This window comes from Halomicrobium mukohataei DSM 12286, assembly GCF_000023965.1.
GTDB lineage: Archaea > Halobacteriota > Halobacteria > Halobacteriales > Haloarculaceae > Halomicrobium > Halomicrobium mukohataei.
On sequence record NC_013202.1, the window covers coordinates 1,197,481 to 1,211,908 of the forward strand.

A 14,428-nucleotide genomic window follows, 5' to 3' on the forward strand; every position below is an offset into this window, starting at 1 on the left:
TCGCTCCGCTCGCTGCGGGGACCCTCGCGCAAAACCGTCGATGAAAAAGGCAGCCACTCACTCCGTTCGTGGCTGATGCTGCTCTCCTCGCCCGCAAGCATATACCTGCCCGCGATCTATCGCCCGACATGGCTCAACGCTCGCTGGTCGTCCGTGCTCTCTGGTTCGTCTTCGTCGGCTGGTGGCTCACGCCGATTCTGGTCAACGTCGCGTGGCTGTTGAACGTTACCGTGATCTTGCTTCCGTTCGGGATCAAGCTCATCAACCTCGTCCCGACGGCGCTGACGCTGGCCGAACCCCGATCGCTGGCCGAGGGAACCGGCGCGTCACAGCCGTCGCTCGTGGTGCGGGCGATCTACTTCGTGCTCGTGGGCTGGTGGCTCTCGTGGCTGTGGGCCAACGTCGCCGCCGCGCTGTCGATGACGATCGTCGGCATTCCGATCGCGATCTGGCTGTTCAACCGGCTTCCGTACGTCACGTCGCTGTACCGATTCCACGGGCGATAGCTACCGCTCGCGGACGACGACGAACTCCGCCAGATCCTGCAGGTACTCCGTCGCCTGGCTGTCGTCGGTGTCGACGGTCGCGAGCGCTTCGAGCGCGGCGTCGGACTCCGCGCGAGCCCGTTCGTTGGCCTCCGCTGGCGTGAGATCGGTCACCTCGACGAACGAGGGGCGGTCCATCTCGGCGTCCTGGCCGGCGGGCTTGCCCAGTTTCTCCGCGTCGGCCGTCGCGTCGAGCACGTCGTCGCGCATCTGGAAGGCGACGCCGACCCGCTCGGCGTACTGGCCGAAGGCTTCGACCGTGTAGGCGTCGGCGTCGGCCGCGATCGCGCCCAGCTCCGCCGCCGCCCGGAACAGCGCGCCGGTCTTCCGGCGGGCCAGCTCGATGTACTCGGTCTCGTTGGTCGGTTGGCTGACGAGCTCGGTCGCTTCGCCCTCGCCGAGTTCGACCATCGACTCGGTCACGGCCTGCATGGCTCGCTCGTCGCTGGAAAAGAGTGCGAACGCTTCGCCGAGCAGCCCGTCGGAGGCGATGATGGCTGGCCCGTGGCCGAAGGCCGCCCACGCCGAGGGCGTCCCGCGACGCACGTCGGACTCGTCGATGATGTCGTCGATCACCAGCGAGGCGTTGTGGACCAGTTCGATCCCGACCGCGAACTCCACCGCGTCGGCGGGCTCTCCGCCCAGCGCCTCACAGACCAGCACCGTCACTGTCGGCCGAACGCGCTTCCCTCCGGCCAGGGCCACGTGGCGGACTTCGTCGGCGAGTTCGTCGGGTTCGACCCCGTCGAGGACGGCCTCCAGCCGTTCCTCGACGCGGTCCCGACGCCGCTGTAAGTACTCCATCATCGGTCTTTAGGACTACCCCAAAAAGTACCTACTCATCCGTCTGCTTCTGGCCTCGTCTCTGTGCCGGCTTCTGCGGGCCTCGACACCGGAGCCCTCTTGTACCCGCGGCACTGACGAGCACACGACGGCACGGTCGGCCAGCGATCTTTCGGCCCGCGTGGTTTCCACGCGTGGTTCTCGCTGGCTTTCCTACCCCGTCTCTCGAACACCGACGAGCGACGGCGTTCTCACTCGAACTGCTCTATCAGCGCCGGTACCACGTCGAAGAGGTCGTCGACGATCCCGTAGTCGGCGATGTCGAAGATCGGCGCGTTGGGGTCGTCGTTGATCGCGACGATCGTGTCTGCGCCTTTCATCCCGGCGACGTGCTGTACCGCGCCGGAGATGCCGATGGCGATGTACACGTCCGGCGTGACGACCTTGCCAGACTGGCCGACCTGCCTGTTTTTGGGCAGCCAGCCGTTGTCGACGATCGGGCGGGACGCCGACAGCGTCGCGTCGAGTGTGTCGGCCAGGTCGCGGATCAGATCGAGGTTCTCCTCCTCCTCGATCCCGCGACCGATCGAGACGAGCACGTCGGCTTCCGAGATGTCGACGTCGCCGCCGCCGACCTCCTGGAAGCCGGTGACCGTCGATCGAATCGCCGATTCGTCGATCGTCGCCTCGAAGGGCTCGACCGTGGCGTCGCCGTTGCCCTCGGCCGCGGGCCACTCGGCGGGTCTGATCGTGACTGCGGTGCTGTCGGCGTGACTGTCGATCGTGGTCTCGACCTTCGAACCGTACAGCTCTCGGGTGGCGGTCAGTCCGTCGTCGTAGGCGAGATCGACGGCGTCGGTGATCAGCGGTAGGCCGACCCGGTTCGCGACGGCCGGCGCGTAGTCGAGCCCGTTGACGCTCTGGGGCATGAGCAGTACCGTGGGATCGACCTCTTCGGCCAGTTGCGTGACCGCTTGCGTGTACACGTCGTGGTTGAACTCCTCGCCGTGGGCGACCGTGTGGATCACGTCGACGCCGTCGCGGTCGAGCCGATCGGCGTACTCCTCGACCGAGCCGCTGACGACGGCCACGTGGAGGTCCCCGTCGGTCGCGTCTGCCAGCTCGCGGCCGGCGGTCACGAGTTCGTGGCTCACGTCTCGCAACTCGCCGCGGCGGTGTTCGGCGACGGCCAGGACCGTCATTGGCCCACCCCCCGTTCGGCGAGCAGGCCAGCCAGCTCACCGGCCGTCTCCTCTGGCGTGCCTTCGTACAGCGTCGCGTCACCCTCGGATTCTGGCTCGTACAGGGCGGTCTGTTCGATCGGGCTGTCCAGCGCCGTCGCGTCGAGCCCGATATCGTCGAGCGTCTTCTCGGCCAGCTCCTTGCTCTGGGCCTGTCGAATCCCGCGGAGGCTGGCGTAGCGGGGGTCGTTGATCCCGGTCTGGATCGTCAACACGGCGGGCAGCTCCACGTCGGTCAGCTCTTCGACGCCGCCTTCGAGTTCGCGGTGGACGTGTGCGACGCCCGCTTGGGCGTCGAGATCGAGCGCGTTGACGACGGCCGCCCACTCGGTCCCGAGCTGGTCGGCAAGCGTCACGCCGGTCGCGCCGAGGCTGTCGTCGGCCGACTGGACGCCCGTGAGTATCAGGTCGGGGTCTTCCTGTTCGGCAACGGCCGCAAGCAGGCGCGCTTTCGTCGCGGGATCGAGCATCGCGTCGTCGTCGAGGGCGTCGTCCCAGACACGAATCGCGCGATCGGCACCCTTCGCCAGTGCCTGTCGGATCGTCTCCTCGGCGTCACTGGGGCCGATCGTCACCGTCACGACCTCGACGTCGTCGAGGGATTCGGAGAGCTGGACGGCTTCCTCGACGGCGTACTCGTCCCACTCGTTGAGGTCGGCCGTGACGTACCGATCGTCGATGTCGAGTCCGTCGATCTCGAACTCGTCGTCGACTGCGGTCACCTCCTTTACCGTGACAAGGACTTTCATACCACGCAGTGGGGCCGGCCGCCCGATAAACGTTTCCGAACCACTGGCCACGCGACGAGAGTTTTTTCGGAGGGCCGGCACTCCCCGCGGTGTTCTCCTGGGGTTCGCGACGGTCTCAGTTCTCGATGTCCGTGACGTCCTCGTCCGGGAACGAAATCAGGTTCTCGCGTCCGATCCTGAGCTTGTCGATCTGGCCGTCCTCTTCCATCGAAGAGAGCAGCTGTGAGACTTTCGCGTTCGACCAGCCGGTCTCTTTGACGATGTTCGCCTGCTTCATTCGTCCGCCGTTGCGCTCCAGCAGCAGTTCGACGCGTTCCTCGTCGCTGAGCAGCTCTTCGTCGATTTCCTGGTCGGGCGCTTCGTCGGTCTCTGCCGGGGCCGCCGTCGGCACGGTCGCAGGCGGCTCGTCCCCGTCGTCCTCGGACTCGGTCGCGAGGGGACCGGCGTCGAACGCGTCGCGGTCGATGACGCTGTCGTCCCGAAGCAACAGCACGTAGACGCCGGAGGCGGCGACCACGGCACCCAACAGGGCGAGCCCGCCCCAGAGCAGCGACGACCCGCCGTCGGGGTCCCCATCGGGGCCTCCACCGGGGGACGACGGCGAGTTAGAGGGTCCCTCCGCTCCGGGAGTGTAGGCGAGTTCGAGTTCGGACTCCGTGAACGTCGTCGGACCCTCCCAGACGATCTGGCCGTCCCGCACCTGTTTCGGGACTGTCCGGATCCCGGCTCCCGGCGGCAACTCGAGGACGAGCGTCTGGTCCGCTTCCAGGCCGGTCAGCCAGGGATCCGTGGTGTTGTACACGTCGTCGACGTACCGGGTCTCACCCTCCGAGCGCGCGAAGTTGGTCCAGGTAAAGGACAGCGTCAGCGTCCCGTTGGTGAGATTGCTGCTTCGTCGTACGTCGCGCAGTTCCATCGGGCGGCCGGTCGCTTCGCTCGCGGCCGCGTTCGCCCGCCGGAACGCCGACAGCCCGAGCGTGTCCGCTTCGCCCTCGGTGAACCGCTCTGCCGTCGTTTTGAAACTGTTTCGCTCCTGCTCGTTCGCGACGTCGAAGCCACTGGCGGTGACAGAAAACGTGGCGTTACCGTCAGACCGAAGCTGTATCAGGATCGTCGTGTGGCTGGCGGTCGACGACGCTGTCGGCGGGGGCGTTTGCTGGGCGTCGACACCGCCGACCACGCCACTGGTGGCCGCAACTGGTGCCGAGAGCACCACCAGCAGGAGGGCGAAGTGGGCGGCTCGTAACCGGTGTGACATCTTCACCCCGTGACTGTGCTGCCCGAGAGGAAAACGCTTTCCATCACGGGATAAAACGTCAGCGTCGTCGTTGAAACGTCTCGCGGACTCTCGTCGGAGAACACCGATCCCACGGAAGAGAGGGATTTTTGTGGGACGGGGGAGAAGGGCGTAACAATGCGTCCCGCCACCGTCTCGATCCTCGCCCTCCTCTTCGTCGTGCTGTCGCTGCCCGCCGTAGTTGCGGGTCCTGTCCCCGCTGAACAGGGGACGGCGGCGCAGTTCGACGATCCGTCTCCGGTGATCGTCCCGATCCAAGAGTTCGCCAACTACCTGACGATTCCGCCTGGCAACGTGACGGTCTCCGACCACGGAGCCGTCAACGTCAACACCGGGACGGCAGTCGCGACCGACGCCGCGTCCCTCCGCGGACAGCATCGGACGACCGCCTTCGAAAACGAGTTCTACGACACCTCCTCGACCAGCGAGCGGTCCGAGATCATCCGCTCGGAAGTGAGCTGGGCAGAGACCAGGTCCGACGAGTTGCGCGTCCGACGCGCCGGTGCCATCGAGGCGTACGCCTCCGGGACGATATCCACCACGAAGTTCGTTCGGACGATGGCACTGATCGACACCGAAGCACGGCAGATCTCGGCGACGATCGGTCGGGTCAAAGACGTCGCCAGACGGTCGAGTTACTCGCTTCCGAGGCGACTCGACACGCGTATCGAGAATCTCAGAGGCGAGGTCGAGGTGCTCCGCGGGCCGGTCGCCCGACGTGCCAGCGAGGCCGTCACCGGTGACCGGCGGATCGAATCGGTCTACGTCGAAAGTTCGGACTCGGGGTACACGCTCGCGATGGTCGACGGCGACTCGTACTACCGCGAGACGTATCTCGCCGACGAGCGTCGGCCCGAGGCCACCGATCAGTTCCGGGAGAGCGACCTCTATCTGGTCAACGCGGCCAACCGTCGTGGCATCGAGCTGTACCCCTGGGTGACAAACGACACCTCGCCGTCCGGCCAGGCGCTCGGCGAGACCGGCATCTACCGGTTCCGGGCCGAGTACACCAGCGGCGACCTCACGGCGTATCTCGACGGCGGGACCACCAACGTCTTCCGGGAACACCAGCGCCAGTCGCTGGCGGCGATTCCGGTTACCGACACGGTGACCGAACAGGACGACTCGCTCCGGCTCCGGATCAATCGGACGTACGAAACCGGGCCGATGCACGTCCGGCTGGTCGACAGTGTGACCGGCGAGCCGGTGTCCGGAACCGTCCGGATCGACGGCGAGTACGTCGGGACGACCGGTGCGGACGGGGCCCTCTGGACCGTCGAGCCACGCCCCGGTGTTCCGCTGACGGTCCGCACCGACGACGGCACCGTCTTCGACGCCCGGCTCCCACCCTGACGTTCAAACCGGAACGGGCCACACCGGCCGTATGGACCGGGCCACCTCGCCGGTCGTCGGTGTCGCGCTACTGCTCGCGCTGACGGTGCTGGCCGCGACCGCGGTCGGCACCGCCGCTGTCGCTCTCGATACCCCGACCCCGGCACCGACGGCGTCGTTCTCGCTGACGGCCGACGCCGCAACCGACACGCTGGTCCTGACACACCGAGGCGGCGACACCGTCTCAGTCGAGCGACTGCGGCTGGTCGTCACGGTCGGCGGGGACGAACTCGACTCCCAGCCGCCGGTGCCGTTCTTCGCCGCCGAGGGGTTTCGAGGCGGCCCCACCGGCCCGTTCAACAGCGCCGACGACGGCACCTGGAGTGGCGGCGAACGGGGATCGTTTCGAATCGCGTCGACGAACGCACCGCTGCCGGCAGCTGGGGATACCGTCGTGGTCCGGCTCCTCGCCGGTGACACGATCGTCGGGACCGTCCGCGCGACTGCGAGCTGACGGCCTGTACGAGCGTCACCACACCGACGCGGCGAGTCGTTTCTCGGCGGCCGCCTCGACCGTCTCGTACGGCCTATTGTAGATCGGTCCCGAAGATCTTACTCGGGGACGCGTGCGATCGTGGTGATGGCCTTCGGACTTCCCGGTCTGTTCTGCTGAATGAAGTGCTCGAAGTCGGTGAAGCCAGCGTCTTCGAACATCCGGTCGGCCTCGTCCTCGTCGTAGAACAGCATGATCGCGTCCGCGAGCTTCTGGAAGACACTCTGGCTCGGGTAGTCCGGACCGACGATCAGCACCCGTCCGCCGGGCTTGGTGATCCGCCGGCACTCTTCGAGCGCGTCGACGGGGTTGGGCCAGTACTCGATCGATCCCGACGACCAGACCACGTCGAACGTGTCGTCTTGGAAGGGGAGTCGTTCCGCGTCGCCGCGGTGGAACGCGACCGGACCGCGCTTGCCGAACTTCGCGTACGCCTTCTCCAGTTGGTGGGCGCTCTGGTCGAGCCCGTAGACGTGTTCGGTCGCTTCGAGCAGTCCCTCCGTGGCGAAGCCGGTGCCACATCCCACGTCGAGGACGTGATCGTCCGGTTCGATGTCGAGCTTCGCGATCGCCTCGTCGCGCATCTCCTCGTTCCAGATGAATGGGTTGACACGGTCGTACACCTTCGAGAGGTACTTGTAGAACGTCCGCGCACGCGACTTGTTTTCGAGGACTCCCATTGCTCAGGGTTTGGGCTTGGCAAGCATAATTGCCCCGGATCGTCGTCGCGGTGACACGCCCACTCCGCACCGGTGGCGGTCGACCGGTCGTTTTTTCACGGCTCCTCGCACCCCACAGAACCGGGCCAACTTCGCAACTACCAAATAGCCGCTACAGCAACGTCAGGGTGATTAGAGAATGCCACGGCCAGAAGTTCTCGACCGTATCAAAGCGGCCGAACAGGACGCCGACGACATTGTCGACGAGGCCGAACAGGACCGTGAGCAACGACTCGAAGACGCTCGCGAGGAAGCCGAGCAGATCCGCGAGACGGCCCGAGAGGAGGCCCAATCGGCAGCCCAGGAGCGTCTCGAAGAGGCTCGTGCCGAAATCGAGGCCGATCGCAAGGAACTGCTCGAAGAGGGCGAGCAGGCCCGCGACGATCTCGAATCGCGCGCCCAAGAGCGCACCGAGGACGTGATCGAACACGTCACAGAACTGTTCGAGGAGGCGGTACATGCTCAGACCTGAGCGAATGAGCCGCGTCTCGGTGACCGGCTCGAAACGCGTCATGGACGACGTCATCGAGACCGTCCACGACCTGGGTCTGTTGCACGTCACCGAGTACGACGGCTCGTGGGACTACTTCGAACCCGGCGACCCGGCCGAAGGAGCCGAAGACGGCTCTGAGAAGCTCGTCACCGTCCGCTCGCTCAAGTCGATCCTCGATGTCGACGAGGCCGACGCCGGCCCGACGCGGCTGGTGACCGACGAGGCACTCGACGAGGAACTCGAAGAGATCCGTCAGACGGTCAACGAACTCGACGACCGACGCGACGAACTCACGGACGAACTCCGAACGATCGAAGACGAGATCCAGACGATCGACCCGTTCGTCACGCTGGGGATCGATCTGGACCTCCTTCAGGGGTACGAGAACCTGTCCGTGGTCGTCGGCGAAGGCGACATCGAGACCGTCCGGGACGCACTCGCACACAGCGACGTCGACCTCTACCAGTTCTTCCAGGAAGACGACGTCATCGCGGTGGCCGCACGCACGGACGAGGACACGCTGCAGGATGCTCTCGTCAGCGCGACGTTCACGGAGCTGACGGTACCCGACAGCGAGGCCGATCCCGAGTCCCACCGCGAGGAACTTCAGCACCGCAAACAGCAACTCGAATCGAAGCTCACGACCGTCGAGGACGAACTCGAAGACCTTCGCCTCGACGTCGCCGGTTTCCTGCTCGCGGCCGAGGAGAAGCTGGCGATCGACGTGCAAAAGAGCGAGGCCCCGCTGACGTTCGCGACGACGGAACACGCCTTCGTCGCCGAGGGGTGGATCCCCTCGGATCGGTACGCGGACCTCGCGGAAGCGCTGACCGACGCCGTCGGCGAGGCGATCGAGGTCGACGAACTCGAACGAGCAGACTACAGCGACGAGGGCCACCCGGAGTCCACCGAGACGGTCGAGACCGACGACTCCGGCGGCTCGGGCGGCGCGTCGACCGGCGAGACCGTCGAGGCGTCCGCCAGCGACGAGACCGAGAGTCAGGAGGTCGCCGCCGACGGCGGACTCGTGACGATGGGCGACAGCCGCCCGCCGGTCATCCAGGACAACCCCGGCGTCGTCAAGCCGTTCGAGGCGCTCGTCGAGATCATCAACCGACCCCAGTACGACGAACTCGACCCGACGGTCGTCTTCTTCCTCACGTTCCCGGCGTTCTTCGGGTTCATGATCGGTGACCTCGGCTACGGGATCCTCTACATGGGACTTGGCTACTGGCTGTTGAAGTCCTTCGACAACGACGTGGTCAAGAGCCTGGGCGGTGTCGGCCTGCTGTCTGGCCTGTTTACCGCCATCTTCGGCGTGTTGTACGGTGAACTGTTCGGTCTCCACCAGCTCGGAGATATCCTCTGGAACGGTCATCCGCCGATCCACAAGGGGCTCCAGCCACACTACCTGGCGTACGGACAGGCCTGGCTCCTCGTCAGCGTCATCGCTGGCGTGCTTCACCTCGTCGTCGGCCGGATCTTCGACTTCTACAACAACCTCGATCACGGCCTCGGTGAGGCGATCATGGAGAGTGGCTCGTGGATCCTCTTCACCGTCGGCCTCTGGCTGTGGGTGTTCACCCGGACCGCCATGGGACCGAAGCCCTCGTTCATGTTCGAGGTGTTCGGCAGCGGTGAGGGCGCGGCGCTGCCGATCGGCTTCACCGGCTTCCCCGTGCTGGAGCTGTTCCGGGTCCCGCTTGGCGGGTTCGACCTCGTGGTCGGCGTCGCGCTGGCCATGACGATCGTCGGACTGATCATGGTCATCGCCGCCGAGGGCGGGATCGGTCTCATCGAGTCGATCACTCAGGGCTTCGGGCACGTCGTCTCCTACACCCGGATCGCTGCGGTGCTGCTGGCCAAGGCCGGGATGGCACTCGCCGTCAACCTGCTCGTGTTCGGTGCGACCCTCCACGGTGGAGAGTTCCACCTGATCTGGTTCATGTCCGAGGAGCCAGTCGCCGACGACGTCGTCTTCCAGGGGCTGCTGAACCTCGACGGGTCGATGGCGATCGTCGGCCTCCTGTTCGGGCTCGTCCTCCTGGTGCTCGGGCACCTGCTGGTGCTCGTGCTCGGGATCACCTCTGCCGGCCTCCAGGCCGTCCGTCTCGAATACGTCGAGTTCTTCGGCAAGTTCTTCGAGGGCGGCGGCAAGGCCTACGAGCCGTTCGGGTACGATCGCGAGTTCACGACCGAGGAGTAACCGACGGCCAACAGCGTTTTCTCGGCGCGTCGTCCGTTCTTCGAGAGACAGTATCGAACGGTGTCCCGTTTCTGGCGAACTCGACAGCGACCGGTACTGTGTCGTCGTCTGACACGCTGTGGCGGCGACAATCGGGAGTGCGCGCCGTCGGACCTCGGCGACGTTCCGGGAATGTCGCTTGGCCAACGAGTCTCCGGCGGTGCTTACAAAACGGACAGATATCTCACGTTCTGTGGATGATCGTTTGTTTAAGATCTGGTCTGCAATTCATATCGCCATTTCTTCGCACAGCGTCGCCTCGCGGGTCGTTCGTACGAACTAATTTCACCCGGTCCGTGGCCGAGTACTTGCTAGGCGTTCACGTCCCAAGGACCCAGCCGAGACGGCCTAAACCAGCCGAGCAGGGCCGTGACCATCTGTTTTGGGAAGCTTTATGACTCCGGTATGGCCATATGCGCTTGTCCGGAACCAACTACAGGATTCCAACAATGTCATCCGCACTACTCCAAGCGTTTGTCGGTAGTACCGCTGCTGCACCTGCAATCCCACCGCTGGCCGCCGCCGCGCTGGCCGTCGGACTCGCCGCAATCGGTGCAGGCTACGCGGAACGTGGAATCGGTGCCGCCGCAGTCGGTGCGATCGCGGAGGACGACTCCATGTTCGGTCGTGGCCTGATTCTGACAGTGCTCCCGGAGACCATCGTCATTCTGGCACTGGTCGTCGTGTTCCTCACGCTGGGACAGTAGACTCCACCCCTTTCAAACCCATTTATGAGTCTTGAAACAGTCGCAGAGGACATCCGAGACGAGGCCCGCGCGCGTGCAGAGGAGATTCGTATCGACGCCGACGAGCGCGCCGAAGAGATCATCGAGGCGGCCGAGGCCGACGCCGAAGAGATCCGCGAACAGCGACAGGCCGAGGTCGAACGCGAAATCGAGCAGGAGCGAGAGCAGAAACTCTCCAGCGCGAAACTGGAGGCAAAGCAGGAGCGACTCGAGGCTCGCCGCGACGTACTCCAATCGGTCCGCGACAGCGTCGAAGCGGAGATCGCCTCCCTCGAGGGCGATCGTCGAGAAGAGCTGACGCGGACGCTGCTCGACGCTGCCACGGCGGAGTTCGACGACGACGCCGGTGTGCAAGTGTACGGGCGAGCCGACGACGCCGACCTGCTGGAGTCGATCCTCGCCGACTACGACGGCTACGAGCTGGCCGGCGAGTACGACTGTCTGGGCGGCGTCGTCGTCGAGAGCGAGAGTTCGCGTATCAGCGTGAACAACACGTTCGACTCCGTTCTCGACGACGTCTGGGAGAACAACCTGCGAGACATCAGTTCACGGCTCTTCGAGGAGCAATGACCGTACGCTTCGAAGAACAGAACTGGGAAAGCGCAAACTACGAGTACGTCATCACGCGTGTCCGCTCTCGTCGGGCGAAGCTGTTCGACGACGACGACTACCGGAAGCTCGTCCGTATGGGTCCCTCCGAGATCTCCCGGTTCATGGAGGAGACGGAGTACGAGACCGAGATGAACGCCCTGGGAGCGCGATACAGTGGCGTCGACCTCGTCGAGTACGCGCTAAACCGGAACCTCGCCAAGCACTTCGAGGACCTGCTGCGCTGGTCGGACGGGCGACTGTACGACTACGTCGCCCGCTACCTCCGGAAGTTCGACGTGTGGAACGTCAAGACGATCGTCCGGGGGATCTACTCCGAGGCCGACGCCAAGGAGGTCGAAGACGACCTGATTCGTGCCGGCGAACTGTCCGAGCAGCTGCTCGACCAGCTCGTCGCCGCCGGTTCGATCGAGGAGGTCGTCGAACTCCTCGACGGCACGATCTTCGGCGACGACCTCGCCGAGGCGTACCAGGACTACGAGGACAGCGGCGTACTCGTCCCGCTGGAGAACGCGCTCGACCGGGCGTTCTACGACGTGTTGCTCTCGGGGCTGCCCACGCAGCCGGAAGTCGACTCTCCGACTGGCCTGTACGTCTCCTTTCTCACGGCCGAGATCGACTTCCGGAACCTCCGGAACGCCCTTCGACTCGCTCGCAGCGGGGCGGAGATCGATCCGGCCGAGTACCACATCGAGGGCGGTCGCCTGTTCGACGCCGACGAGATCGGCGCACTCGCAACGAGCACCGACCAGCTCGTCCAGCGGGTTCGTGAGAGCACGTACGGCGACGACCTTGACGCGGCACTCGACACCCTCGAAGCGGCCGACAGCCTCATCGAGTTCGAGTACGCCCTCGACGCGGCACTGCTCGAGTACTCCGATCAGCTGTCGAACCGCTACCCGCTGTCGGTCTGTCCGGTCTTATCCTACATCCTCGCCAAGGAGCGCGAGGTCGACAACATCCGAGCGATCGCTCGGGGCCGCGAGGCCGGACTCGACAGCGACGAGATCGAACAGGAGCTGGTGATACTATGAGTCAGGAGATCGGTGTCATCGGCAGTCCCGACTTCACGACGGGGTTCCGGCTGGCCGGCGTACGGAAGTTCGCCGACGTGCCGGACGCCGACAAAGACGAGGAACTCGACGCTGCCGTCGAGGAGATGCTCGACGACGAGGAGATCGGTATCATCGTGATGCACGACGACGACCTTGAGCACCTCTCGCGCGGGGTGCGCAAGGACGCCGAGACGAGCGTCGAACCGGTGATGGTGACACTCGGCGGCGGCACCGGCAGTGGTGGCCTGCGCGACCAGATCAAACGCGCGATCGGAATCGACCTGATGGAGGAAGACTAATATGAGTCAAGCGACAGAATCCGACGTCCGTGAAGACGGCGTCATCGACAGCGTCTCGGGGCCAGTCGTCACGGCGACCGGCCTCGACGCCCGGATGAACGACGTGGTGTACGTCGGTTCGGAAGGGCTGATGGGCGAAGTGATCGAGATCGAAGGCGACATCACCACGATCCAGGTGTACGAAGAGACCTCCGACGTCTCTCCGGGCGAACCGGTCGAAGGGACCGGTTCCCCACTGTCCGTCGACCTGGGTCCAGGGATGCTGGACGCGATCTACGACGGCGTCCAGCGCCCGCTGGACGTTCTCGAAGAGAAGATGGGATCGCCCTACCTCGACCGCGGCGTCGACGCTCCCGGGATCGACTTAGAGAAGACCTGGGAGTTCGAGCCCGAAGTCGAGGCCGGCGACGAGGTTTCCAGCGGCGACATCGTCGGGACCGTCCCCGAGACGCCCAGTATCGACCACAAAGTGATGGTGCCTCCCGACTCCGACGGCGGCGAAGTCGTCGCCGCCGAGTCGGGTAACTTCACCGTCGAGGAGCCGGTCGTCGAACTCGACACCGGCGAAGAGATCCAGATGCGCCAGGAGTGGCCGGTGCGCCAGCAGCGTCCCTCCGAGGAGAAGCAGACGCCGACCACGCCACTGATCTCCGGCCAGCGAGTGCTCGACGGTCTGTTCCCCATCGCGAAGGGCGGGACGGCCGCGATTCCCGGTCCTTTCGGGTCCGGGAAGACGGTCACCCAGCACCAGCTCGCCAAGTGGGCCGACGCGGACATCGTCGTCTACGTCGGCTGTGGCGAGCGTGGCAACGAGATGACCGAAGTGATCGAGGACTTCCCCGAGCTGGAGGATCCGACCACCGGCAACGCGCTGATGGACCGGACCTGCCTCATCGCGAACACCTCGAACATGCCCGTCGCAGCGCGTGAATCCTGTGTCTACACCGGAATCACGATCGCGGAGTACTTCCGTGACATGGGCTACGACGTGGCACTGATGGCCGACTCCACCTCCCGGTGGGCCGAGGCCATGCGGGAGATTTCCTCCCGCCTCGAAGAGATGCCCGGCGAAGAGGGGTACCCGGCCTATCTCGCCGCGCGCCTCTCGGAGTTCTACGAGCGGGCCGGCTACTTCCAGAACATCAACGGCTCCGAAGGGTCGGTCTCCGTCATCGGGGCGGTCTCGCCGCCGGGCGGGGACTTCTCCGAACCGGTCACCCAGAACACGCTGCGTATCGTCAAGACGTTCTGGGCGCTGGACGCGGACCTGGCGGAACGCCGCCACTTCCCGTCGATCAACTGGAACGAGTCGTACTCCCTGTATCGCGACCAGCTCGACCCGTGGTTCGTCGAGAACGTCCGCGACGACTGGCCCGAGAAGCGCCAGTGGGGCATCGACACCCTCGACGAGGAAGCGGAACTTCAGGAGATCGTCCAGCTCGTCGGGAAGGACGCGCTGCCGGAAGACCAGCAGCTCACGCTGGAAGTCGCACGCTACCTGCGTGAGGCGTGGCTCCAGCAGAACGCGTTCCACCCGACGGACACCTACTGTGAGCCCGAGAAGACCTACCGTATCCTCGACGCCATCAAGACCTACAACGACGAGGCGTTCGACGCGCTCGACGCCGGGGTCCCGGTCGAGGAGCTGACGGATCTCGAGACCGTCCCGCGGCTCAACCGGATCGGTGTCCAGGAGGAGTACAACGAGTACATCGACGAACTCGAAGCGGACATCGAGAGCGAAATTCAGGAGCTGTACTAA

Annotated in this window: 15 protein-coding genes; 10 read left to right on the top strand and 5 right to left on the bottom strand. The window is 65.2% G+C overall.

What is annotated here, in order from left to right; genetic code table 11:
- Window positions 1-128: 128 nt before the first annotated feature.
- Entirely contained in the window at window positions 129-506 is a 378-nt protein-coding gene (locus tag HMUK_RS06015; protein WP_015762234.1) for a YccF domain-containing protein, read from the top strand.
- Here HMUK_RS06015 and HMUK_RS06020 read toward each other — a convergent pair whose 3' ends face one another.
- The 4 genes from HMUK_RS06020 to HMUK_RS06035 form a co-directional block, all read right to left on the bottom strand.
- Window positions 507-1,349: a polyprenyl synthetase family protein gene (locus HMUK_RS06020; protein WP_049940754.1), complete on the bottom strand. Its 843-nt coding sequence runs from the start codon at window positions 1,347-1,349 to the stop codon at window positions 507-509.
- Between the two features lie 230 nt (window positions 1,350-1,579).
- Window positions 1,580-2,530, bottom strand: a complete 951-nt coding sequence (locus HMUK_RS06025) for an electron transfer flavoprotein subunit alpha/FixB family protein (RefSeq protein ID WP_015762236.1) — start codon at window positions 2,528-2,530, stop codon at window positions 1,580-1,582.
- Window positions 2,527-3,318: an electron transfer flavoprotein subunit beta/FixA family protein gene (locus HMUK_RS06030; protein WP_015762237.1), complete on the bottom strand. Its 792-nt coding sequence runs from the start codon at window positions 3,316-3,318 to the stop codon at window positions 2,527-2,529. The genes HMUK_RS06025 and HMUK_RS06030 overlap by 4 nt, the downstream gene beginning before the upstream one ends.
- A 115-nt stretch (window positions 3,319-3,433) precedes the next feature.
- Complete coding sequence (locus tag HMUK_RS06035) at window positions 3,434-4,576, bottom strand: helix-turn-helix transcriptional regulator (RefSeq protein ID WP_015762238.1); 1,143 nt, start codon at window positions 4,574-4,576, stop codon at window positions 3,434-3,436.
- 156 nt (window positions 4,577-4,732) lie between these two features.
- Here HMUK_RS06035 and HMUK_RS06040 point away from each other — a divergent pair, with 156 nt between their 5' ends.
- A complete protein-coding gene (locus HMUK_RS06040; RefSeq protein ID WP_015762239.1) occupies window positions 4,733-5,968 on the top strand; it encodes a DUF7096 domain-containing protein in 1,236 nt (411 codons plus the stop codon).
- 31 nt (window positions 5,969-5,999) lie between these two features.
- Complete coding sequence (locus HMUK_RS06045; RefSeq protein WP_015762240.1) at window positions 6,000-6,461, top strand: type IV pilin; 462 nt, start codon at window positions 6,000-6,002, stop codon at window positions 6,459-6,461.
- Between the two features lie 98 nt (window positions 6,462-6,559).
- Here HMUK_RS06045 and HMUK_RS06050 read toward each other — a convergent pair whose 3' ends face one another.
- The gene (locus tag HMUK_RS06050; protein ID WP_015762241.1) at window positions 6,560-7,180 is read right to left on the bottom strand and encodes a methyltransferase domain-containing protein; all 621 of its coding nucleotides are present in this window, start codon (window positions 7,178-7,180) and stop codon (window positions 6,560-6,562) included.
- A 178-nt stretch (window positions 7,181-7,358) separates the two neighbouring features.
- Between HMUK_RS06050 and ahaH the strand changes: the two genes are divergently transcribed.
- The 7 genes from ahaH (at window position 7,359) to HMUK_RS06085 (ending at window position 14,428) form a co-directional block, all read left to right on the top strand.
- Complete coding sequence (ahaH, locus tag HMUK_RS06055; protein ID WP_015762242.1) at window positions 7,359-7,691, top strand: ATP synthase archaeal subunit H; 333 nt, start codon at window positions 7,359-7,361, stop codon at window positions 7,689-7,691.
- Window positions 7,678-9,918 (top strand): V-type ATP synthase subunit I, encoded by a 2,241-nt coding sequence (locus HMUK_RS06060; RefSeq protein ID WP_015762243.1) that lies wholly within the window; start codon window positions 7,678-7,680, stop codon window positions 9,916-9,918. Before ahaH ends, HMUK_RS06060 begins: the two co-directional genes overlap by 14 nt.
- Before the next feature lie 488 nt (window positions 9,919-10,406).
- Window positions 10,407-10,664 carry a hypothetical protein gene (locus tag HMUK_RS06065; protein WP_015762244.1) on the top strand — a complete coding sequence of 86 codons (258 nt, stop codon included), beginning with the start codon at window positions 10,407-10,409 and terminating at the stop codon, window positions 10,662-10,664.
- A gap of 24 nt (window positions 10,665-10,688) precedes the next feature.
- Window positions 10,689-11,273 (top strand): V-type ATP synthase subunit E, encoded by a 585-nt coding sequence (locus tag HMUK_RS06070; RefSeq protein WP_015762245.1) that lies wholly within the window; start codon window positions 10,689-10,691, stop codon window positions 11,271-11,273.
- Window positions 11,270-12,346 carry a V-type ATP synthase subunit C gene (locus HMUK_RS06075; RefSeq protein ID WP_015762246.1) on the top strand — a complete coding sequence of 359 codons (1,077 nt, stop codon included), beginning with the start codon at window positions 11,270-11,272 and terminating at the stop codon, window positions 12,344-12,346. Before HMUK_RS06070 ends, HMUK_RS06075 begins: the two co-directional genes overlap by 4 nt.
- Window positions 12,343-12,666, top strand: a complete 324-nt coding sequence (locus HMUK_RS06080) for a V-type ATP synthase subunit F (protein WP_015762247.1) — start codon at window positions 12,343-12,345, stop codon at window positions 12,664-12,666. The genes HMUK_RS06075 and HMUK_RS06080 overlap by 4 nt, the downstream gene beginning before the upstream one ends.
- Before the next feature lies 1 nt (window position 12,667).
- Window positions 12,668-14,428, top strand: coding sequence for an ATP synthase subunit A (locus tag HMUK_RS06085; RefSeq protein ID WP_015762248.1), 1,761 nt, complete (start codon window positions 12,668-12,670; stop codon window positions 14,426-14,428).

Bases quoted from the DNA above. Each gene is read 5' to 3' on its own strand.
- HMUK_RS06045 (WP_015762240.1), top strand. From the start codon at position 6,000: ATGGACCGGGCCACCTCGCCGGTCGTCGGTGTCGCGCTACTGCTCGCG.
- HMUK_RS06025 (WP_015762236.1), bottom strand. From the start codon at position 2,530: ATGACGGTCCTGGCCGTCGCCGAACACCGCCGCGGCGAGTTGCGAGAC.
- HMUK_RS06080 (WP_015762247.1), top strand. From the start codon at position 12,343: ATGAGTCAGGAGATCGGTGTCATCGGCAGTCCCGACTTCACGACGGGG.
- HMUK_RS06015 (WP_015762234.1), top strand. From the start codon at position 129: ATGGCTCAACGCTCGCTGGTCGTCCGTGCTCTCTGGTTCGTCTTCGTC.
- HMUK_RS06070 (WP_015762245.1), top strand. From the start codon at position 10,689: ATGAGTCTTGAAACAGTCGCAGAGGACATCCGAGACGAGGCCCGCGCG.
- ahaH (WP_015762242.1), top strand. From the start codon at position 7,359: ATGCCACGGCCAGAAGTTCTCGACCGTATCAAAGCGGCCGAACAGGAC.
- HMUK_RS06035 (WP_015762238.1), bottom strand. From the start codon at position 4,576: ATGTCACACCGGTTACGAGCCGCCCACTTCGCCCTCCTGCTGGTGGTG.
- HMUK_RS06020 (WP_049940754.1), bottom strand. From the start codon at position 1,349: ATGGAGTACTTACAGCGGCGTCGGGACCGCGTCGAGGAACGGCTGGAG.
- HMUK_RS06040 (WP_015762239.1), top strand. From the start codon at position 4,733: ATGCGTCCCGCCACCGTCTCGATCCTCGCCCTCCTCTTCGTCGTGCTG.
- HMUK_RS06085 (WP_015762248.1), top strand. From the start codon at position 12,668: ATGAGTCAAGCGACAGAATCCGACGTCCGTGAAGACGGCGTCATCGAC.
- HMUK_RS06050 (WP_015762241.1), bottom strand. From the start codon at position 7,180: ATGGGAGTCCTCGAAAACAAGTCGCGTGCGCGGACGTTCTACAAGTAC.
- HMUK_RS06060 (WP_015762243.1), top strand. From the start codon at position 7,678: ATGCTCAGACCTGAGCGAATGAGCCGCGTCTCGGTGACCGGCTCGAAA.
- HMUK_RS06065 (WP_015762244.1), top strand. From the start codon at position 10,407: ATGTCATCCGCACTACTCCAAGCGTTTGTCGGTAGTACCGCTGCTGCA.
- HMUK_RS06075 (WP_015762246.1), top strand. From the start codon at position 11,270: ATGACCGTACGCTTCGAAGAACAGAACTGGGAAAGCGCAAACTACGAG.
- HMUK_RS06030 (WP_015762237.1), bottom strand. From the start codon at position 3,318: ATGAAAGTCCTTGTCACGGTAAAGGAGGTGACCGCAGTCGACGACGAG.